9 protein-coding genes are annotated in these 21,983 nt (G+C 58.5%); 3 read left to right on the forward strand and 6 right to left on the reverse strand.

The features are described 5' to 3' along the window. Positions 1-6 precede the first annotated feature (6 nt). Positions 7-1,179, forward strand: coding sequence for a hypothetical protein (locus tag FAES_RS03475; RefSeq protein ID WP_015329809.1), 1,173 nt, complete (start codon positions 7-9; stop codon positions 1,177-1,179). A gap of 28 nt (positions 1,180-1,207) precedes the next feature. Beyond that, positions 1,208-2,158 carry an alpha/beta hydrolase gene (locus FAES_RS03480; protein ID WP_041257491.1) on the forward strand — a complete coding sequence of 317 codons (951 nt, stop codon included), beginning with the start codon at positions 1,208-1,210 and terminating at the stop codon, positions 2,156-2,158. A gap of 69 nt (positions 2,159-2,227) precedes the next feature. Here FAES_RS03480 and FAES_RS03485 read toward each other — a convergent pair whose 3' ends face one another. The 6 genes from FAES_RS03485 to FAES_RS03510 all read right to left on the reverse strand — a co-directional run bounded on the left by FAES_RS03485 (position 2,228) and on the right by FAES_RS03510 (position 14,080). Then, entirely contained in the window at positions 2,228-7,609 is a 5,382-nt protein-coding gene (locus tag FAES_RS03485) for a non-ribosomal peptide synthetase (RefSeq protein ID WP_015329811.1), read from the reverse strand. Positions 7,610-7,664: 55 nt separating this feature from the next. Beyond that, positions 7,665-9,821, reverse strand: a complete 2,157-nt coding sequence (locus FAES_RS03490) for a GumC family protein (protein ID WP_148289281.1) — start codon at positions 9,819-9,821, stop codon at positions 7,665-7,667. Positions 9,822-9,947: 126 nt separating this feature from the next. Beyond that, positions 9,948-10,805, reverse strand: a complete 858-nt coding sequence (locus FAES_RS03495) for a TolC family protein (protein ID WP_041257492.1) — start codon at positions 10,803-10,805, stop codon at positions 9,948-9,950. 211 nt (positions 10,806-11,016) lie between these two features. Then, a complete protein-coding gene (locus FAES_RS03500) occupies positions 11,017-12,231 on the reverse strand; it encodes a glycosyltransferase family 2 protein (protein WP_015329814.1) in 1,215 nt (404 codons plus the stop codon). 105 nt (positions 12,232-12,336) lie between these two features. Beyond that, positions 12,337-13,515, reverse strand: a complete 1,179-nt coding sequence (locus FAES_RS03505) for a sugar transferase (protein ID WP_065814277.1) — start codon at positions 13,513-13,515, stop codon at positions 12,337-12,339. 94 nt (positions 13,516-13,609) lie between these two features. After that, positions 13,610-14,080 (reverse strand): response regulator, encoded by a 471-nt coding sequence (locus tag FAES_RS03510; protein ID WP_015329816.1) that lies wholly within the window; start codon positions 14,078-14,080, stop codon positions 13,610-13,612. Positions 14,081-14,961: 881 nt separating this feature from the next. On the opposite strand from FAES_RS03510, the gene FAES_RS03515 reads away from it, so the two are divergent. Then, the gene (locus FAES_RS03515) at positions 14,962-21,750 is read left to right on the forward strand and encodes a type I polyketide synthase (RefSeq protein WP_015329817.1); all 6,789 of its coding nucleotides are present in this window, start codon (positions 14,962-14,964) and stop codon (positions 21,748-21,750) included. Positions 21,751-21,983 lie beyond the last annotated feature (233 nt).

The raw sequence follows: 21,983 nt of genomic DNA on the forward strand, positions 1-21,983 counted from the left end.
CTACCTATGCTTTACGATCCGGATCATATTGACGAGCGCGAAATTCTGCGGCAGGTCGATCGCTGGAAGGCGCAGCAACTGGTTACGCCCGAGCAGATTGCCGCCATCCAACAGGCCTTTCCGAAGCGCTTCCGGCAAACCAACCCCTGGCTCGAAATCGGGGCCTTTTTGTTTGCCATCCTGGCGGTGTTGAGCCTCTACGGCCTGTTTATGATTCAGTTTGAGGCCTTTTCGGTGAGTGGGTCGGTGGTCTTCGCGACCTTGTCGATCGGGTATGCCGTGGCGATCGTGTGGTTTGCCCGCTACTTCGTTCAGAAGAATCAGATTTGTCGCAACGGCACCGACAATGCCCTCTTGGTAGCGGCGGCGGGCATTGGTAGCTGGGGGCTGATCGAACTTGTGGCGAGCGGCTACGGTGGGCAGTACCCGCCGTTCTGGATGTGTGCATTATTATCCCTGCCGGTACTATTGGCGCTAATCTGGTACTCAGGCGACGTCATGCTGAGCTACCTGGCATTGGGCTTGTTTTACGGCCTCATTTTCGACCGGCTGCTCGATTTTAGCTGGGGCCAATCGGCGATGCCATTTGCGCTGATGGGCATATCCGGGCTGTTGTTTGCGCTGGTTCGGAAGGAGCCCCGGCGTGCTTATTATGCCGAAGCGTTGGGCGTGGTGCGCTGGCTATCGCTGGGGGTGTTGTTGGCGGCGGGTAACTACTTTGTCGTGCGCGAACTCAACGCCCTGTTGCTCGACCGTCGCGCACCCGTGTCGCCGCAGATTGCGCTACCCGGTTTGTTCTGGCTGTTTACCCTCGGCCTGCCCGCCACGTACCTGACGATCGGTATCCGGCAGCGGAACCGCATGCTGCTGATTCTGGGTACGTTGGGCGTGGCGGCAGCGGTGGCTACTTTCCAGCATTATTACATCAGCTGGCCCCGGTCGGTGGTGCTGGCTATCGACGGGACGCTGCTGATTGGAGTCGCCGTGTTGCTGATTCGGTATTTACGCCAGCCGCGCCAGGGCTTTACCGATGAGCCTGATGATGAGCCCCCCCACGCGCTGGTAAAGCATATTGGCACGATTGCGAGCGTACAGGCCACCGCCAACGCGCAAAATCAGCCGCATTTACGATTTGGTGGGGGTGATTTCAGCGGATCGGGTGCGGGCGAGCGTTATTAGTGTAGATAACAAACTCCGGTCATCATCCATGGTATATCGATCTATGCGCCACCTGATTTTGCTGGTTTTGCTCGGTTTTGTAACGGCCACTCACGCCCAGAATCGCCGCCGCCAACCCAATCCCAACCTACCTACTAGCCCAATGCCGGTGGTGATGGCTCCGCAGCCGCACCTGCTCGAACGGGTTTCGATGTCGAGTTCGCTGCTCAACCGCGCCGTTCATTACTCCATCTACCTGCCCCCCGACTATTACGTATCGAACCGCCGCTACCCGGTGGTGTATCTGTTGCATGGCTACACCGACGACGAAACCGGCTGGCTTCAGTTTGGCGAAGCCGACCGGCTGCTCGACGAAGGCATCAAAAACGGCACACTGCCCCCCATGATCGTGGTCATGCCCGATGCGGGCGTCACTTGGTACATGAACGATTTCCAGAACAAGGTGCGCTACGAAGACATGTTCGTGACCGAATTCATCCCGCACATCGACTCCAGCTACCGCACCCGGGCCAAGCGCGATTTCCGGGCCGTATCGGGGCTGTCGATGGGGGGGCATGGCTCGCTGTTACTGGCGATGCACCACCCTGATCTGTTCGGCTCCTGTGCGGCGCTGAGCGCGGCGGTGTTCACGGAAGAATCCATGAAAACGATGCCCGAGGAGCAGTACAATACGGTTTTTGCCCAGCTGTTTAGCGGCCCGGTAAAGGGCGACGAGCGTATTACGGCCCACATGAAGCGCAACAGCCCGCTCACGCTGGCGTCTTCGGCACCCGAAAATGACCTCAAAAAAGTGCGCTGGTACATCGACTGCGGCGACGACGATTTTCTGAGCACTGCCAATGCCCGGTTGCACATCACCCTGACGGACCGAAAGATTCCGCACGAATACCGGGTTCGCGATGGCGCGCATACCTGGACCTACTGGCGAACCGGGTTGCCCGATGCGCTTCAGTTTATCGGCACGGCATTTCACCGATAAGGTCTTTTTCAACGCATAAAGGGCGTTAGACCAACTGGTCTAGCGCCCTTTATGCATTCAGGTACGTGGCTATCTGCCCCGTTTGTCGAGCACGGCCTGTAGTTTGGCGGCGAACTCTTTATCGTTTGGCGGCGCAAAAATGTAGCTGTGTTCGCCGGGTACGTCGTAGACGTGGACGCCTTTGCGGGCAAAATCGCGCCAGCCGTAGTAGTCATAGTCGTCCATGAAGAACGTCTGGATGGTGGCCCGGAACAGGTGTACCTCCAGGTCGGCGGGTAGGAGCTGGAAGTTTTCAAGGGCCACGTCGTTGATGGCTTCGATGCGGAAGGTGGTGTCAAAAATAGCCTCCTGCTGTTGCGCCTGCCCGAATTTGAGCTGCCAATAGGCCCGAATGGCCATTCGTTGCAAGATGTGCCCGGCCCGGCGGCTGGGTTTGAGCCACCAGTATTGCTTAATCAGCTTACGGTCAATCGACTGCATTTTGTAGGAAATGCCCTGGAAGCCGTGCTGCCTGACGAGCCGGAGCGTGTGGCCGACCTTGCCCATAAACTCGCTGATGCCGTTGGCTTTGCGCTGCCACCACGGGTTGCTGCGGCCGGCGTCGTAGGCATAGGCATCGAACAGGGCCACCAGACTCACTTCGCGGCCCTGCACCAGCAGCTGCCGGGCCATTTCGTAGGCGACGATTCCACCGAAGGAAAAGCCGCTGAGTGAGTAAGGCCCCGTGGGGTTATGCTGCACGATCTCCGATACGTAAGCCTCGGCCATCTCGGTGATGCTGCGGAATGGCTCATCGACGCCATTCAGGCCCCGCGCCTGTAGGCCATAGACGGGCTGGTCGGGGTGAAGGTTGTTGGCGACGGCGTTGAACAGCAGCACGTTGAGGCCCGCGCCGTGTACAATGTAGAGTGGTTCGCGATTACCCGCTGGCCGGATTGGCACCAGCGATTTCCACGACCTGACCTCGGGGGCGTCTTCGTGGATGAGCGTGGCCAAGGCCCGGATGGTCGGGTACTCGAAGAGCGACGCCAAAGGCAGGCGCTTGCCGGTTTGTCTTTCGAGCCGGGTCATCACCTGCACGGCAATCATGGAGTGCCCACCCAACTCGAAAAAGTTGTCGTCGACGCCGATGGTCTCAATGCCCAATACGCTGCTCCACACGCCTGCCAGCAGTTTTTCTTCGGGCGTGGTCGGTTGGTTGTTGGTCGATTCCGGCGCGGCCTCGGGACGAACGTCGGCCGGCGCGGGCAGGGCTTTGCGGTCGATTTTGCCGTTTGGCGTAATCGGAAAGCGGGGCAGCACCACAAAGTCGGTCGGGACCATGTAGTCGGGCAGCGCCTGGGCGGCTTCCTGCCGCCAGGTACGTAGTTGCTCCTTCGAGATGGTCGGCAGTGGCGCGTGCGGCTCGTTAACAAAGTCGCGGGGGGCCGCGTTGGTCAGGTGCAGACCCGCTGGTGGCGTTGGCAGGGCATCGGCGCGATGTTGCGGGATAAAGACCACCTCCAGCCGGTTGTCGGCCCCGTCGGAAGCCCAGCGCACGTGCGCCCGGAAGCCCAACCGCTCGGCCAGTGGCCAGAACAGATCGGGGTCGACGCCCGCAGGTACGTTGCCCAGCCTGTTTTTCAGCTCGCCCAGCGGTTGGTCATCGGCCGCGTTATCCAGCCAGCCAACAAGCGCATGGTCGGTAGCGGTACGGGCATTGGGTACGTTGGTCAGCCGTAGGGTTCGATCTGGCAGCTGGTGCAGCTGTTGTTCCAGCGCCTCGACGGTACCAATAGACGCCCAGTCTAGCGTTTGGTCGGCCAGGAGCTGAGGCGGCACCTCATCGGCGCTTTTGCCAACGTAAAGCCAGACGTCGAAGTGGTATTTAGTGGTCTCGTTCAGAGCATGGCCTTCGCGCAGCTGCACGTCCACCGCCCCAATCGTCGGGAACAGCGTTGGCAGCAGGTAGAAGAAAGCGGGGTCGGCCATTAGTTCATCGTCGAGTTTCACCCGCCGCTCCACAATGCGGCGGAAATCGGCCACGCGCTGGCTGTCGGCAGTGCGCTGCAACTGATCGAACGTGTGGTGCTGCACCTGCAAACGGCGGCTCTGCATGTCGCCCACAAAGACGCAGCCACCCGCCTGCGTGGCGTTGACCGCCCCTTCGATTACCTTCAGCAGATACCGGACGTCGGGGAAATATTGCGCCACGCTGTGGATGAGCACCAGATCGAGCGATGCCGGTGCGACCATCGAATAGTCGTCGGCCATGGCCACCTGCGCGCGCACCTGCCCCTTGCCAATCGGGTTGGCCTGAACGCGCTGATTCAGGTTGTCGATGGCGGTTTGGGCATAGTCAGTGGCAATATAAAGGTCGGTATCGGTGGCGAGTTCAAACAACAGTTGCCCGGCGCCCGATCCCACTTCCAGCACCCGTTTGGCATGCAGCGTCCGTAGCCGTTTCAGCGACTGGGCCAGCCACTCGTCGGCCTGCTGCCGGATATCGGTCTGGTTGGAGAGCTGTTCGGCAATGACCACGTCGAGATCGAGCTCGGCGGTGGTGTGGTCGGTCTGGCTTTTAACGCCCGCTTCGTAGATGGTATCCCAACGTTGCTGCCAGTCCATACCCGCGCTGTCGAACTGGCTCAGGTCGGGGACCACGTAGGCCACCAGCCGCTGATCGCCGGGGCGGTCTTCGCGGGCCATCACCACCGCTTCTTTGATGGTATTGCTTTTGGCCAGCGTGTGCTCAACCTCGCCCAGTTCGATCCGGAAACCGCGAATCTTTACCTGCTGATCGATACGGCCCATGTACACGATATCGCCCGTGGTGGGTGCATCGGCGGTGTTGCCGCCGTCGAGGTAACGGCCGAGGTCGCCCGTGCGGTAGATTTTCTCGGGCGTGGCCGAGAACGGATTGTCAATAAATTTTTCGGCGGTCAGTTCAGGCTGATTCAGGTAGCCATTGGATACCCCCTCACCCGCAATCCAGAGCTCGCCGGGCTGGCCGTCGGTGATCGGTTGCCCGTTTTCATCAACGACGTAAATGCGGGTGTTGGCAATGGCCGAACCGATGGTGATCCGCTCATCGGTTTTGCGGATGCGCTTGCCCGTGGCGTAGATGGTCGTTTCGGTGGGGCCGTAATAATTCCAGAGCTCGGCGCACAGATCGAGCAGCGTGTGTGCCAGATCCATCGGCAGCGCTTCGGCGCAGGAGATCACGCGCAGGGCCTTGTGGCCGCGCCAGCCTGCTTCGAGCAACACCCGGAAAGTCGCCGGGGTGGTCTGAATAAACGTGATCGACGGATCGCCGAGCACCTGCGCCAGCGCCTCGCCATTCCGGGCCGTGGCCGGGTCGATGAGTAGTAGTTCGGCCCCGACGAGCAGCGGCGTATAGATTTCAACCACCGCTAGGTCGAAGGCAATGGTTGCCAGCGCGATGGTCTTGTCCGTATGCGTCAGACCCGGCTCGTTGGCCACGCTAAACAGCACATTGGCCACGCTATGATGCCGGATCAGCGCGCCCTTGGGCCGGCCAGTCGTGCCCGACGTGTACAGGATATAGGCAATGTCGGCGCCGGTCGGCTGCTGATCGGGGGCGGTTTGTGGGTACTGACTCAGCGTTGGCCAGAGGGTTTCGACCAGCAACTCGCGTGCATCAGGCAGATCGAACCGGCCGGTATGCGCTGCCGACGTTAGCAGGGCTACGCAACCCGCGTCGGTCAGGATATAGTTGATGCGGTCGGTTGGATGCTGCGGATCGACGGGGATGTATGTCGCGCCGGCTTTCATAATGCCCAGCATGCCCACGATCAGCGGTAGCGATCGGTCGATGGCCAGCCCAACACGGTCGCCCGGCCGAATACCCTGCGCGCGCAGCGCATGCCCTACTTGATTGGCCTGCTTATCCAGGTCGGCGTAGGTCAGCGATTCCTGTTTGAAGCGAATGGCTACTTTGTCCGGGAAATGCATGGCCGTATCGGCCAGCAGCGTGGTAAGGCCTTTTTCACGGGTGTAGCCACTGCCTTTAGCCGAAATAGCCGTTGGCGCAGCCGGGCTGACTTTGGCGTGGCCGTTCAGCGGCTTTGGCGCGCTGGGGGATATACCAACCGTCGCCAATGGCTGATCGGGGTTGGCGACGACGGCTTTCAGCAGCTCAACAAACGACGAATGGAACCCGGCGATGGTTTGAGCCGAAAAGAGCTGGGCATTGTGCGACCATTCCAGAATCAGGGTCTGTTCGGAGCCCGTTGCGTTGAGCGATAGCTCGAAGTTTTCGAACGCCCGCGGGTTACTCAGCAGTTGTAGCGCCAGGCCCTCGAATGCCACACCTTCGTCGAGGCCCATGTCGACGTTGAAGACGACTGGCACAAAGGCGACGCGCGACGGATCGCGGGGGATGGGTAGCTTTTTCAGCAGCCGCCCGAAGGTGATGCGCTGATGCTCAAACACGTCGAGCAGTTCGGTGCGGCGGCGGCGCAGGTACGTCAGGTACGTTTCGTCGCCCCGGTGCGTGCTGCGTAGAGGAAGGAGGCTGACGCAGTGGCCAACCAGCCAGTAGCGGTCGGCGACGGGTTGCCCGGCGGCGGGGAGGCCCAGCACCACGTCGGGCTGTTTGGTGAGGCGGCTGAGCCAGAGTTCAAACGTAGCCGTGAGCGTGCTCACAAAACTGCTGCCCGCTTTCACGCCTACCTGCTTCAGTTGCTGTACCAGCGCGGTGTCCAAGGCCACGTCGTAGCGGTGACTGGCGTAGGTACGTTGCCGGGGCCTGGGTACGTCGGTCGGCAGGTCAATTGGTGGGACTCCCGTCTTGTACTGATCCAGCCAGAACGCTTCGCTTTCGCGGTAAGTGTCGCTGTTCAGAAACGCCTGCTGCTCCAGCGCAAACTGGCTGATCTGTGGCGCGGGGGGCAAGCTCAACGACAGGCCCCGCACGTAGGCTGAGTAGTACTGACCCAGATCCTGCAGGAGAATCCCCGTTGACCAGCCATCGCAAACGATGTGGTGAGCGGTGAGCGTAAAATGATGGGCCGTCTCCGACAAAATCAGGAGCGTGGCTTTGGCCAGCGGTCCGTGTTGCAGGTCGAAGAGGTAGTTGGCGTCGGCTTCGGTCAGGTCAGCAACGGCCGTGGCTGCTTTGTCGGGCTGATCGCTGTAATCGATAACCTGAAGCGGAATAGCCAGGTCGGCCAGAATGCACAGGTGTTGCCCGTCGGGACTAAAGGTGGAACGAAGCGCTTCATGGCGACGCACCAGCATCGCCCAGGCTCGCTCAAAAGCATCAACGTCAAGCTTACCCGTAAACCGTAGCGATACCGATTCATTGTAGGCCCGACTGGCAGCATCCCCACCAAACTGACAGGCCAGCCAGATTTCGGCCTGCGATTCGGTCATAGGGACCACCCCAATCAGCTCGGGTCCGGCGAACGGATCAAAATCAACAGCGGGTAGGGGTGGTGCGATAGACATGTACTACGGTCAGCTGGTGTGGTTAGCAAAAATAGCTTTTAATGCTATGTTACTTCTACCCCCGGCGTTCAGTTTGAAGTTTCCGTTTTTGCTCAGGTGTTTCGATATCAGCCGCCGCGCTGGCATTATCGATGTAGTCGCCGCCGATTTTGTTTAATACCAGCAGGATCGACTGCCGGGTGATGCGTTCGTAGAGCGCCATCAGTTGCTTTTCGGCCCGGCTCCAGGTGCTGTTGGCGTCGACGATCAACAGCGAGAGTGCGGTATTTTTCAGGAGGTAAACCGGCATCTGATGGTTGACCAGAGCGGGCATTTCCAGGAAAATCCGGTCGAACTGCGTCGAATCAAATTCGTGTTCGGCGTCGATCAGGTAGTCGACGCCCGTTACGTTCATGAAATCGGGACGGACGGTATAGGGCAGGTACGTTATGCCCAGGTTCGATTCCCGGCGTTCTTTACCGGTCGAGGCCGGGTAGCAGTAGGCCACCTGTAGGTCCGACTCTTCGGCCAGCCGCAGCAAGCCATTGGCCACCCACGTTTTGCCTTGTTTGGGTAGCACGCTGAACAACGTGATGACGGGCGGGTAAGGCTTGTCTTTGACCTGCGCGATCTCGATGTTGACGGCGTTGAACAATTGCTCGAACATCACCCGCGCTGCCCGGGCCGCTTTGGCCGTCGATAGCGGGTTCTTCACAACCGGAAAAAACGCGGATACGGGTAACCCAATCAGGCTTTCGGCCTGCTCGGGCGATTGAATCCGCTTATCCATCCACAGGCGCAGGGCCGTTAGCAGCAACGCCAGAAAAATGCCGACGCCTACCCCGATGATCACCATTTGCTTGCGCTTCGAGGCCTGCGGTTCGAGCGGGAAATTCGGGGCGTCGAGCGTCAGTAGCTTGCCGGCTACTTCAACGTCCTGCTTGCGGGTCTGCGACTGGTCGACCTGTTGTTTCAGCGATTTGTATTCCTGCTCGGCCAGTTCGCGGTCGAGCGTTAGCTGGCGTAGTTGCGAGCCTAGCGGGCCATAGCTGTTGGTTTTGCTCTGATACTCCCGCATGCGCCGGGTGTATACCTGGAGCCGGGCTACCGACTCGTCGTACTCCAACTGCTTGTTCAGCTTGTCGGCCGCGAGGGTAGCCTGCGGCAGGGCGTCGGAGGTGCTGGTGGCGGCATCATAGCGTTGGGCGCTCGCCTTCAGTTCCTCAGCGGCCTGGCTAGCGGCAGCCTGTAGTTTAGCGATGATGTGGCGAGGCTGCCCGTAGGCCTGAGCGTTGGCTAGTTGGGTTTCGGCGGTGGCGAGTTTACGGCGTTTATCGGCCAGATCATTGTTGGCCGCCGATACGTTGCCCTGTTGCCCCATGCGTTTGTTAATAGCGTCGAGAGAGGCTTTGGCAGCGTCGCGACGCATCAACTCCTGGTTGTATTGGTCGCCGAGGGCTTCGCGGGCGGTGGCAACGTTCCGGGCTTCCTCGTCGTAGTCGAGCACCTGGTTGTTTTCGTTAAAGGCGCGCAGCCGGGCCTCGGCCTGATCGAGCTTCGTCTTGGCTTCGCCCAGCTTGGTCTGGTAGTAGTTGACAACCGAGTTTGTCTCCGAGGTTTTGTATTGAGTGTTGCGCTGGTTGAGCACGTCGATGGCGTAGATCAACGTTTTCTGCGCTACGGCGGGGTCATTCGCTTCGTACTCCATCAGGAGCACGTCATTGTTGTTTTTGCGCGGCGACCCTTTCAGCTTCATCGTCAGGCTCTCAACCGAATACGGCGAATCGGAGGTAAAGAGCAGCGTTTTGATGGGGTTTGGCGTAGCGGCTTTGGCCAGGCTGTCCAGAGCTCTCCGCAGCCTTGGCGTGGGACCAAACAGACCCAGTTCATCGCGCATGGGCCGGGGAAGTTCCTGCTCGAGCCATTGATAACCGTTCCAGCCCAATACCAGACTATCTGACTCCCGCAACTGGAGGTGATCGGCCAGGAGATTGATACCGACCTGCAACAGCGTTTCTTTGGAGGTCAGGGTCGTCAGCAGGTTGTCGAAGGCTCCTGTCGACCGGTCCATAAACGACGATTGCTTGTCGCTCAGTAGGTTATAGCCTGAAGCCAGCCCGGTATAGAGTGTCGACTCCGATTTGTAGACCTTCTTCTCATGGCGTGTAGCGTAGAAGGCGGTCGCCGCCGTAATGGCCGGAAGCAACACAAACAGCAGGGCGTGCTGTTTCATTAACCTTAAAAATCCGTCGAGTGACATAGTCTTATAGCTGGTTCAATGTCCAACGTTCAACGCGGTGCTGCCACGTAGCAGAGCAGCGGGCTGGCAAGACGCCGTTGAACGTTCGACCCATGTATGTTATCGTTTCAGCCGTTGAATGGGTACCCCCATCAAGGCTTCAAAAAAGTGAACCTGTTTCAAAAAATCGCCTTTCAGTTGCTCTGATAACGATTTGGTTTGTGCGTACTGGGTAGTCGAGGCGGCAAAAGCCGTGGCTGTAATCGTTCCTTTTTGCAATTCAGCCTCGGCGATGCGGTAGGCGGCCAACGATGCTTGTTCGTCGAGCAACCGCACCTTCAAGATCTGTTGCGATGTGATCATATCCTGATACAAGGTAATCAACTGTTGCCGTAATTGAAGTTCAAGCACGTCGAGCTGCGCTTCAGCGGCCCGCTGATTGGCAACTGCCTGCCGAATCTGGTGTTTACGGCCAAAGAGATCGAACAACGAAATACGTACGTCGACCCCCGCCCGGTAGCCATTGGACAGTTGCAGTCCCGACGTATTTGTGTTCACGTCTGGGTTGGTGCCCGGTGTACCCGGCGTAACCGGCACACTCGACCGGGTGTTGCCGCCCAGCGATTGATTGGTCCACGCGTATCCGCCCCCCGCGCTGATGTTCTGCAGGATCTGCGCTTTGGTGGTGCTGGTTGCGGCATCGGCGATGCCCACCACTTCGCGCTGATACTTCATCAGGGGCGAGTAAGCAATGGCTACTTTCAGCAGTTGCTCGAAGGGCAACAACTGCACGGCAATATCCTGATTGACGTCCAGGTACAGCGTGTCGCTGGCCAATCCCGCCGACTTGCCGAACGATACCATGCCCCGCGCTCCTGCATTTTGCCCGTAGCCACGGACGGAGGTGAAGATAATCGCTATGATTAATAGACTGCTGGAAAAGCGATAAGAAGAACTCAATGATACCAAGCGGTTCATGGGCGATTGAAATGGAGAACCCGACGAATGTCGACGGGGTTTTTGACGTAGGCTGTCTATCTCTTCTGACGAAAAGTGTGCCAACCTGTCACAGCCTAGCTGCTCTACATAAGCTGGATGTGCCACCTATTTTTTTTAGGTAACGGCAAGTTACGCCGCAACGGGCGGCTCCGCGTAGGAATTGAATGGGCGGTAGGTAAGCCTGAAGTTATCAGGCTGCGCGAGTGGCTTTCTCCCAGATGCCGGAAAGCCCCCCACGGCGGTAACGAACGAACCCCTGCAGCACGCACCAGTTCATGAACGTGAAATAGAAGGGGACGAAAGCGGGCTTCCAGCGGGTTTGTTGATCCTCAAGCCGGTAGCCGATCCAGGCCAGGCTGTAAAAGGCAAGTTGGCCCAGGAACATAATGGCCCAGAAGCCAATAGCCAGGCCTGACGCATTCTGGTATACCAATTGTAGCAGGATCAGCGCGTTCAGCAACAAGAGTAACGGCAGGCAAAACGGGGTTACGGCCCAGCGTAGTACCCGGTGCGATACGTATTGAAAGCTCAGCCAGCCATACCGGCTGATATTAAACAGGGGCAACAATCGGGCAATCGACTGAAAGCCGCCCGTAGCAATGCGCACTTTGCGTTTCTGCTCTTCGCGAATAGCCGCCGAGGGGCGTTCGAGGGCGTAGGCGTTAGGCTCGTACTCGACCCGATACCCGCGTGCGGCAATCCGGAGCGAAATCATGAAATCGTCGAGCAGCGTATCGGCCTCGACGGGCTCAAACAGGCCGGTGCGGATGGCAAACAGTTCGCCGGCGGCGCCCACAATCGTGTGCAACTCGGCATCGAGGCGTTTCAGAAACGATTCGTATTTCCAGTAAAGGCCTTCTCCGCTGCCAGTAGCGGCTTCGGACGCTTCCATCTGAATGCGTTTCTCGCCTGTTACGGCCCCTACGTTGGGCAGGTCGAACTTCCGAACCAGCCGCGATACGGCTTCGGGGTTAAGGTGCGTGTTGGCGTCGGTAAAGATTACGAGCGGTGTGTTCACCCGCTTCATGGCTTTATTCATCGCCACAATTTTGCCCAGCCGGTCGGTCCCCGATAAAATGGTGAGGTTGGGTACGTTGGCCCGTTGGGCCTCGAGCCACTCGGCCGAGCCGTCGGTCGACCCTTCGACCACGAACAGCAGATGTAGCCGATGGGCGGGGTAATCCTGATCAAGACAGTTCTGCAACTTGGCGGGCAAACAGTCGATCTCGTTGTAGGCGGGCACAACCAGCGTTACGTCGGCGGGTTCACCCATGGGCGGCAATACCCGCTGACCAATACCCAGCGCTCGCCGCACCCGTACAATGCCCCACAACAGCAGGCCATAGCCTAGGTACGTATAGACGACCAGCGCAAATAGTAACCAGAAAAGAACGATGAGAAGCATGGGAGGCAAAACGGTGAGTAATAAACGACAGGCGGTGAGGGTACGGCTGGGCCGCGCATTTGTCGTGCGTTACGTGCTCACCGCTTAGTCCGCACCGTTGCTTAATCAGACGTTTTCTTGCTGCCAGAGGCTGAAAAACGTCTTGTAAATGATCTTCATGTCATTCCAGAACGAGAACGTTTCGACGTACTCGATGTCGAGGGCGATGCGCTCCTGCTCATCCATCTTGGCTTCGCCTTTGGCGCGTTTCTGCACCTGCCACAGGCCTGTGAGACCACTCGGACCCGCAAAGCGCTTCACCGTCTGATCGGCCGTTAGTTTTTCCGCTTCGTAGACCGGCAGGGGGCGGTTACCAACCAGCGACATGTCGCCGCGCAGGATGTTGATCAGCTGCGGCAGTTCGTCGATGCTGCTGTTGCGCAGGAAATGGCCAAGGCGTGTAATGCGCGGATCATTCCGGAATTTGACAAAGGTGGCGCCTTTCTCGCCTTGTTTGAGGTATTGGCGCTCACAGACGAAGCGGTCGTTGTGGAAGAGCTTGCGCTGGCAAGAGGAGGCAATCAACGCGCATTCTTCGCAAATATCTTTGACCTGCGGGGTTTCGTCGGTTGCACCGTTGATGTTGTACAGATTCTCTGAGGCCATGTCTTTCAACATCGTGGCCGCATCGGTCCGCATCGTGCGGAATTTGATCATGTCGAAAACGCGGTAGTTGGAGCCCACCCGTTTCGACTTAAAGAAGACCGGCCCTTTCGAGTCGAGTTTGATGAGGATGGCTACCAGCAGCATCAGCGGGCTGAACACAATCAGGGCCTGCAGAGAGGCCGCAATGTCGATGGCGCGCTTCCAAGTCGGTAACTGAAACGTAAAAGCCTGCCCTTCCACCTCCGCGTCGGGCTGAGTGGCTACCCGGCGCATCAGCGTCAGAAAAAACTTGATCCGGCGCTCCAGGTGCGTTGGATCGGTCAGGGTGAGCAGGTCGGTAACGCCCGTGTGCATCGCCAGCTGGGTTACCCGGTCGGTAACGGTCTGGCAGAGCAGCAGAATCGGCACACTGCGTTGGATAGTGAGGTCGCGCAGGGCCGCGAGTGAATCGGCTCTGGCTTCGGTTTCGTTGATGATGATGAGTGAGGTGGAACGGCGGTCACGTACCCAGGCGATGGCATCGTCCATCCGTTGGTACCAGCGGATCAGGCAGGAAGAATCCAGCCAGTTGCTGATTTGGCTAAATACGGCCTCATTTTTATCAACCAGCACTAGACATGGCGCTTGTTGCCCATTCATAGTCGGTGATGTGTTGTGGTGTGTAGGATAAGCAGACATGGTTACCGGCGGCTGTTACCAGGGGCAATGAGGCAATTGACCTGGTACGGTTCGATTATAGATTCAGGGAACCGGGTGACCAGAACCGCTTCAGCAGCGCTGAATGAACGGGCACAGCCTGAGCTTCAGCCTTTTCCAGGCCAAACACCGAGCGGCCAGTCATCGACTGAAGCTTCACTTTCACTTCGAGCGGGTTGAACGGCTTGGCAATGTGCCCATCGGCACCGGCTTCGAGGCAGGCAATCCGAGTGTCGCTGTCAAACGCTTCTGATAAAACAAGAATGGGGGTGCGGCCCATGAGCTTGCTCATACGGACCAGCTTGATCAATTCTAAGCCGTCGAAAAAGGGCAGGTCGAGTTCGGTGATCACGCAATCGAACTTACGGCCCTGTATCAACATACGAACCGCGTCGCGGCTATTGGTGGCTACGGTTATTTGGTAATCTGCTCTTAAGGTTTGGGTTAAAACCGTTACGATGTGTGGGTTTTCCTCAACGATAAGCAAGTGTTTCAATGACGTTTTCATTATGGCTAGGTTTTCCCTGCAACTTCTTTTTTGGAGAAATTTGGCACGACTATTGCTAAATTTTCGTCGTGCACAACAGGCATTATGGGTGTTAAAAACTGGCGTGTCACTTCCAAGCTGAATTGACTGTGTCGGGGACTGAATGATCAGTGCCACCGACTTCTTTTTTTTGTACCTACCGGCCAGTTCGTTAAATACATGCTTTTAGACTAGGTATTAGTTTCATACGTCACAGTGCTTAACTGCGATTTAACTGACGGTTTATTAGGCGGTCGATAACGATACTATCGGTTTCAGTCAATCGAAAATTCAGTTTGTGCCTTACGCCGAGAGATACGCGCGCCTTCCTAAAAATGGAATTTCATTCCACGCGCTTTCCCAACAATCACTACGTAATCACTCGTTGGTTAGCTATTCATTATCAGTTATTTACTAGTTAAAATAGGCTGTATTTACCCAGTTCGAGCGGCTGAAAACCATTGTAAGTTGGAGACGACGCGAATACGAACGAGGGTTTTGCAATAAATTTTAGAGGCTACCAGATTGAAATTGACTGAGAGGTTGCTCGTCACTTTTAAATTCCTCTATAAACACTAGTCTTTCTATAGAATGTTTAATTAGTGTATGTGCATATATATATGATTAATTTTTTGGTTTACTACAGCCAAATAATAGAGTTTTCTAAAATCGTATAACAAATTGGTTGCATTTACTTAAGTAAAATCTCCATAGATTTTACCGATCTTATATAACTATCGCCTATTTGTTACTACAATAAGTTAACCCAATGTGGCCCAATGAGACTGAGTTCGTCTAAAGGATATAGCTATACGGGCACGGTGTTGGTACTGGCCCTGATGCCTACCTGAGCTGACTCTATTATGCAGACGAACCGGCCAACTGACACATCCCCTTTTTCTGCAACCACCCGTTGGTTTGCGGAAGCGCAGCAGGTTCATCAACTCGTTGAGGCAATGGCTAGCCGCTATCCCGAGCAGCCCGCTGTCGTGATCGAAGGCGCTTCGCAGACTTATGCGGAGTTGAACGAAGTAGCCAATCGGATTGCCAGTCAACTGCTTCGTCAGGCCCCGGAAGCGCCTGTCATCGGTATCGATACCACCCGCCGACTGTCGCTGGTTAGTCAGCTGTTGGGCATACTGAAAGCGGGCAAGGCCTACCTGCCGCTCGACCCTACGTACCCAGCCAGCCGCCTTCGGCAACTGATCGACAATGCCCACCTGACGCATTGCCTGACGGATGGGGCTCAGAACCTATATGGCGAACTGGGCCTCTCTGTGGTGCGTACTGATGAGGAGACAGCGACCGACGCCCCCAACCCGCTAACCCGAACGCCCTACGTCTGTGTATTGTATACGTCGGGGTCGACTGGTGTTCCCAAAGGGGTGTGTCTGGGTCATGCCGGGCTGATCGACCTGCTCCGCTGGGAGGCAACGCAGGGCCCAGCCCGGCCTGGTAGCCGTACGCTTCAGTTCTGCCACCTCAGCTTCGACGCGTCGTTTCAGGAAATCTTCCTGCCGCTTAGCACCGGTGGTACGGTTTATTTGATTGATGACAGCTACCGCCTCGACGCGGGCCGGTTGCTGCGGTTTATGGTCGATAATGCGATCAATCGGGTGTTTCTGCCCTATGTGGTGCTGCAATACCTCTGTGAAGCGGCCGAGGCGCAATCGCTGTTTCCGGCCTCGCTCGAGGAAATCATTACGGGTGGTGAACGCCTGCGCATTACGCCGCAGATCCGCCGGTTTTTTACCGAGCTGCCCACCGCCACGCTCATGAACGTGTATGGCCCCACCGAAACGAGCGTGTGGGTGACCCAATACAAACTGACCGGCGATGCGCCCAACTGGCCCAAGTTGCCGCCCATTGGCGCGCCCATTGCCAACGCTGAGGTGCTGATTCTGTCGGACACGCTGACGCTGCTGCCCGATGGCGAGGTAGGGGAGGTGTGCATTGGTGGCCCGCCCGTAGCGCTGGGTTACCTGAATCAACCCGAGCGTACCGCCGAACGATTCATCCAATGGCAACACCCGGAGAAAGGCACCCTGACGCTTTACCGCACCGGCGATCTGGCCCGCTACGTACCTGACGACAAGGGCACGCGGCTGCTCGACTTTCAGGGTCGGGCTGATGATCAGGTGAAAATTCGTGGCAATCGGGTCGAACTGGGCGAGATCGAGGTGGCACTGGCGCACCTGCCCGACGTGCAGCAGGCGGTGGCGGTGGCCCTCGAAAACGAAGCGGGTCTGAAGCGCATCGTGGCCTACGTGCTGATGACGCCCGGGCAGCAAGCTAACGTGGCCGACATGCGGGCCAACCTGGCGGCAACTATGCCCGATTTCATGCTGCCGGCGCATATTATCGAACTAACCGACCTGCCCCGCACCACCAGCGGTAAGGTCGACAAGCTGCGTCTGCCCAAACCCGAGTCGACCCGGCCGGCGCTGGGTACGTTGTTTCGGGAACCCGTTTCGGAACAGGAAAAGACCATCGCGGCGATCTGGGCCGAACTGCTGCAAATCAGCCCTATTGGTCTCGATGACAACTTTTTTGAGTTGGGCGGTAACTCGTTGCTGGCGCAGAAGACCGTGGCCCAACTGGCTCAACGGGGTCAGACACTACCCATTACGAAACTATACCAATACCCAACCGTTGCCGGGCTGGCAACGTACCTGAGCGGGCAGGGGGCGACTCCGCAGAAACAGAGTCGGCAACCAACGGCGGCCCGGCGCGCAGAGAGTGGCGATGTTGCGATCATCGGGATGGCGGGCCGGTTTCCGGGTGCCGACTCGGTGGCTGACCTTTGGGACGTGCTGGCCGAAGGCCGCGAGACCGTCACGTTTTTTACACCCGAGCAGATCGACTCGAGCATTCCGGTCGCCGTACGCACGAATCCTGGGTACGTTCGGGCGCGGGGCATCATAGCCAGCGCCGATCAGTTCGACCCGGCTTTCTTCGGGATTACGCCCGCGCTGGCCGAAATGATGGACCCGCAGCAGCGCATTTTCCTCGAAATCGCCTACGAAGTGCTGGAACAAACCGGCTACCTGCCGCAGGTCCGAGACGAGATCGTGGGCGTGTATGCGGGCAGCGGCAACAACACTTATTTCCTGAACAACGTCTTACCAAATCCGGCGCAGATGGCGCGGGTTGGGGCCTTTCAGGCGATGACGGTCAATGAGAAAGACTACATCGCCACCCGAACCAGCTACCAACTGAACCTGACGGGCCCTGCCGTGAGTGTCTACTCGGCCTGTTCGACCTCGCTGCTGGCTATTGCTCAGGCGGTCGAGAGTCTGCGGAATGGGCAATGCACGGTAGCACTGGCGGGGGGCGCCTGTATTACGGCCCCCATCCACAGCGGTCACCTCTACGAAGACGGGGCCATGATGAGCCGCGACGGCCATTGCCGCTCGTTCGATGCCGACGCGCAGGGAACCGTTTTCAGTGATGGTGCAGGCGTGGTACTGCTGAAACCCCTGGCCGACGCCCAGCGCGACGGTGACCCGATTCTGGCGATCATCAAAGGCGTTGGTGTGAACAACGACGGCGGTGGTAAAGGCAGCTTCACGGCCCCCAGTGCCGAAGGACAGGCCGCCGCTATCCGCAACGCCCACCTCGACGGCCAGATCGACCCCGCTACCATCAGTTACGTGGAAGCCCACGGCACAGGCACACCGCTGGGCGATCCGATCGAGATCGACGGGCTACGCATGGCCTTTGGCGAACAACCCCAACGGCAATTCTGCGCAATCGGCTCGCTGAAAAGCAATATGGGCCACCTGTCGCAGGCGGCGGGCGTGGCGGGCGTCATCAAAACGGTGCTGGCGATGCAGCACCGCCAGTTGCCGCCGTCCCTTAATTTCAACGTACCCAACCCTGCCATCGACTTTGGCAGCAGCCCGTTCTACGTCAACGATCGTCTCACCGACTGGAACGTCGAGGGACCCCTACGTGCTGGTGTCAGTTCATTCGGCGTTGGCGGCACCAACGTCCATGTCGTACTGGAAGAGGCAGGGAGCACGGGGCGGGGGGCAACGGGAACTGAGGTTGTTCAGACGCAAAGCCCAGCCTTTACGCTGCTCACCTGGTCGGCAAAGAGCGACGCCAGCACAGCGGCCTACGCAGAGAAACTGGCTGATGCGCTAGCCACCGCCGATGTAGTTGATGTGGCCTATACGATGGCTACCACCCGCCCGGCCTACGCGCACCGGCAGTTTGCGGTAGTGTCCAGCCGTGACGCCATAGACCCGGCTTTGCTGACAAAAACACCACGCGTTGTCTTGAAACAGCAGCCCGGCGAAGTGGCGTTTGTGTTTCCCGGGCAGGGTGCCCAATACCTCAATATGGGTCGGGCGTTTTACGAACAGAAACCCGTATATCGGCAGGCCGTCGATGCGTGCGCGGCCCTGCTTGAACCGTACCTCGACGTCGATATCCGGACGGTGCTGTTCTCCGACGATGAAGATCTGGCGGCGAAAGAACTGCTGAAAAATACGCGTTACACCCAGCCTGCCCTGTTCGTGACCAACTATGCGCTGGCGCAGCTCTGGCAAAGCTGGGGCATTGAGCCGACGGTGTTCTGCGGACACAGCATCGGTGAGTTTGTCGCGGCGCACTTGGCGGGTGTATTCTCGCTAGCCGATGCGCTGCAACTCGTAGCGACACGCGGACAGCTGGTCAGCGCCTGCCCGCGGGGAAGCATGCTGTCAGTGCGGCTGTCGGCGGCTGACGTGGCCCCCCTCTTGCCCGAAACCCTGTCGCTGGCGGCCATCAACAGCCACAGCTTGTGTGTGGTGGCGGGGCCCGATGAAGACATCGCCGCGCTGGCGCAGCGGCTCGACAAACAGCAAACGCCAAACCGCGTGTTGCAGACCAGCCACGCCTTCCATTCGGCTATGATGGACCCCGTGGTGGATGCGTTCCGGGCCGTTGTGGAAAAGGTACAGGTACAGCGCCCGCAGAAACCCGTTGTTTCGACCGTAACCGGCACCTGGCTGACCGATGCGCAGGCGACCGACCCGGTTTATTGGGCCAAGCATCTGCGCGAAACCGTCCGGTTTGCCGACGCCCTCGACACCCTGTTCGAACTGCGGCAACCCGTCTTGCTCGAAGTGGGGCCGGGCTTCAGCTCAACCACGCTGGCCCGACAGCAGGCCGGTACGCGCACCGTCGTGACGGTAGCCAGTCTGCACCGACCCACCCCCGACCGAACCGAAGAGCAGGCCATCCTGATGGCCCTCGGTACGCTCTGGCAGCAGGGGCTCACACCCAACTGGGACGCCGTGTTTGCCGGTTCGGGCGGAAAACGCATTCCATTACCAACCTATCCGTTCAATCGTAAGCGGTGCTGGATCGACTCACCGGCTGGCCACATGGCCCTGATTCCGACGCAGATGAACGTGACGTTGCCGACCGATGAGCCCATCGCACCCTCGTCTACCAACGTACCTATAACTAACTCAGATACAACCCACACGTTAGTCATTCCGGCTCCGACCGACGTACCTACGCCTATGCGAAGCGAACATTTACTCGACAAAATCAAGACGTTACTGGAAGATGCGTCTGGCATTGATCTGGTCGATCTGAATGCCAATGATACCTTCCTCGAACTGGGTCTCGATTCCCTGCTGCTGACCCAGATTTCGATCAGTCTGCGGAGTTCGTTTGGGGTGCCCATCTCGTTCCGGCAACTGAGCAGCGAACTGGATACGCCGCAGAAAGTCGCCGATTACCTCGACACCCAACTGCCTGCCGAAACGCATCAGCCCGCGCCCGCCCCGGCACCCGTACCGCCCATGGGTAACGTACCTACGAACGTACCTACATACGGGACCACGAGCCTCGACCCGATGCCTGCCCTACCCGGCGGCGACTCAGCGCTGGGCCTCATTGCTCAGCAATTGCAACTCCTGGCCCGGCAGGTGGCGCTGATGCAGGGCGGCATGGGGCAAGGGGCAGGGAGCATGCGGCAGGGGGCGGCAACGTACCCAACGGCCGTGTCGCCTGCGCCCACAACCCCCGTTCCACCGCTACCCCCCACGCCCCCAGCCCCCCGCTTTCAGCCCGCCGCCGACATCACGCCGGAGGAAGCGGTGGAACTGAAAAAACCGTTTGGCGCTACGGCGCGGATCGAGCGGCAGAAAACGGACAACCTGACCCCAAAACAGCAGCAGTTTCTGGCCGATCTGACGCAGACCTACAACGCCAAAACCGCTGGGAGTAAAGCCTACACGCAGAAACACCGCGCCCAGATGGCCGATCCGCGGGTGGTATCGGGCTTCCGGCCGCAGACCAAAGAACTGGTCTACCCGATCGTGATCAAGCGCTCGAAAGGAAGCAAGCTGTGGGACGTCGACGGTAACGAGTACATCGACGCCCTCAACGGATTCGGCGCGACCATGTTTGGCCATCAGCCCGATTTCATCAAGGAAGCGCTGCACGCGCAGGTCGAAAATGGCTTTGAAGTAGGACCGCAACACGAATTGGCCGGCGAAGTCTGTGAGTTGTTCTGCGACATGACCAATAACGAGCGGGCTGCCCTATGCAGCACCGGCTCGGAGGCGGTGCTGGGCACCATGCGTATTGCCCGGACCATCACCGGCCGCTCGCTGATTGTGGCCTTCACGGGCTCGTACCACGGCATTGTGGATGAAGTACTCGTGCGTGGTACCAAAAAGCTGAAGTCGTTCCCGGCGGCGGCGGGCATCATGCCTGAGTCGGTGCAGAATATGCTCATCCTCGACTACGGCACCGACGAAAGCCTGCGTATCATCCGCGAACGGGCGCACGAGCTGGCCGCTGTACTGGTTGAGCCGGTGCAGAGCCGCCGCGCCGAATTCCAGCCGGTGGCTTTCCTCAAGGAAGTGCGGGCTATTACGGAAGCATCGGGCACGGCACTCATCTTCGACGAGGTCATCACCGGTTTCCGCATGCATCCGGGCGGGGCGCAGGCCTTGTTCGGAATTCAGGCCGATCTGGCGTCGTACGGGAAAGTGGTGGGCGGCGGACTGCCCATCGGCATCATCGCGGGCAAGAAATCGTTTATGGACGCGCTCGATGGTGGTTTCTGGGAGTACGGCGACGAGTCGATTCCTGAGGTGGGCGTCACGTACTTTGCCGGTACGTTCGTGCGGCATCCGCTGGCACTGGCGTCGGCCAAAGCGTCGTTGCTGCATTTGAAAGAGAAAGGTCCCGCGCTGCAAAAAACGCTAACCCGCCACGCCGAAACTATTGCCGAAAGCCTCAATGCGGCCTTCACGCGCCTGAAGCTACCCCTGTTTGCCGCGCAGTTTGGCTCGCTGTGGCGCCTGAAGTGGACGGAAGACGTACCCTACGGCGAGCTGCTCTTCACGCTGATGCGGCAGAAAGGCATCCACATCTGGGACGGCTTTCCCTGCTTCGTCACTGAGGCCCATACCGAAGCCGAGCTAGCCGCGATCCGCGACGCCTGTATCGACAGTGCCAACGAACTCATCCGCGCGGGCTTCTTCCCGATGGCCGTTACCGAAACAACCTCTGGTGCGTGGCTGGCGCACCAACCGCCTGTACCCGGAGCCCGTCTCGGGCGCGATCAGCAGGGTAACCCCGCCTGGTTCGTCCCCGATCCTGACCAACCCGGCAAATACCGACAGCTGGAAATCGCCTAGGTACGTTAGACGGGGTACTAAATCGATGAGTGGTAAATTGCTTGTTTTAGGTGTCGGCTTGGTGTGCCTACTTGCCTCTTTCTGGATAAGGGAGACATTTTCGGTTCAACTTGCCGATACCTATTACGTCCTTGGTTGGGGAGCCGTTTTGCGTGGTGCCGGTCTTTTATGCTGCTTGGTAGGCTTGCTTTCCTTTTTGCGGAATTGGCTGGTCAAGCGCTAACAATGAGCCT

This window comes from Fibrella aestuarina BUZ 2, assembly GCF_000331105.1.
Taxonomy (GTDB): Bacteria; Bacteroidota; Bacteroidia; order Cytophagales; family Spirosomataceae; genus Fibrella; species Fibrella aestuarina.

Bases quoted from the DNA above. Each gene is read 5' to 3' on its own strand.
- FAES_RS03475 (WP_015329809.1), top strand. From the start codon at position 7: ATGCTTTACGATCCGGATCATATTGACGAGCGCGAAATTCTGCGGCAG.
- FAES_RS03480 (WP_041257491.1), top strand. From the start codon at position 1,208: ATGGTATATCGATCTATGCGCCACCTGATTTTGCTGGTTTTGCTCGGT.
- FAES_RS03485 (WP_015329811.1), bottom strand. From the start codon at position 7,609: ATGTCTATCGCACCACCCCTACCCGCTGTTGATTTTGATCCGTTCGCC.
- FAES_RS03490 (WP_148289281.1), bottom strand. From the start codon at position 9,821: ATGAAACAGCACGCCCTGCTGTTTGTGTTGCTTCCGGCCATTACGGCG.
- FAES_RS03495 (WP_041257492.1), bottom strand. From the start codon at position 10,805: ATGAACCGCTTGGTATCATTGAGTTCTTCTTATCGCTTTTCCAGCAGT.
- FAES_RS03500 (WP_015329814.1), bottom strand. From the start codon at position 12,231: ATGCTTCTCATCGTTCTTTTCTGGTTACTATTTGCGCTGGTCGTCTAT.
- FAES_RS03505 (WP_065814277.1), bottom strand. From the start codon at position 13,515: ATGAATGGGCAACAAGCGCCATGTCTAGTGCTGGTTGATAAAAATGAG.
- FAES_RS03510 (WP_015329816.1), bottom strand. From the start codon at position 14,080: ATGAAAACGTCATTGAAACACTTGCTTATCGTTGAGGAAAACCCACAC.
- FAES_RS03515 (WP_015329817.1), top strand. From the start codon at position 14,962: ATGCAGACGAACCGGCCAACTGACACATCCCCTTTTTCTGCAACCACC.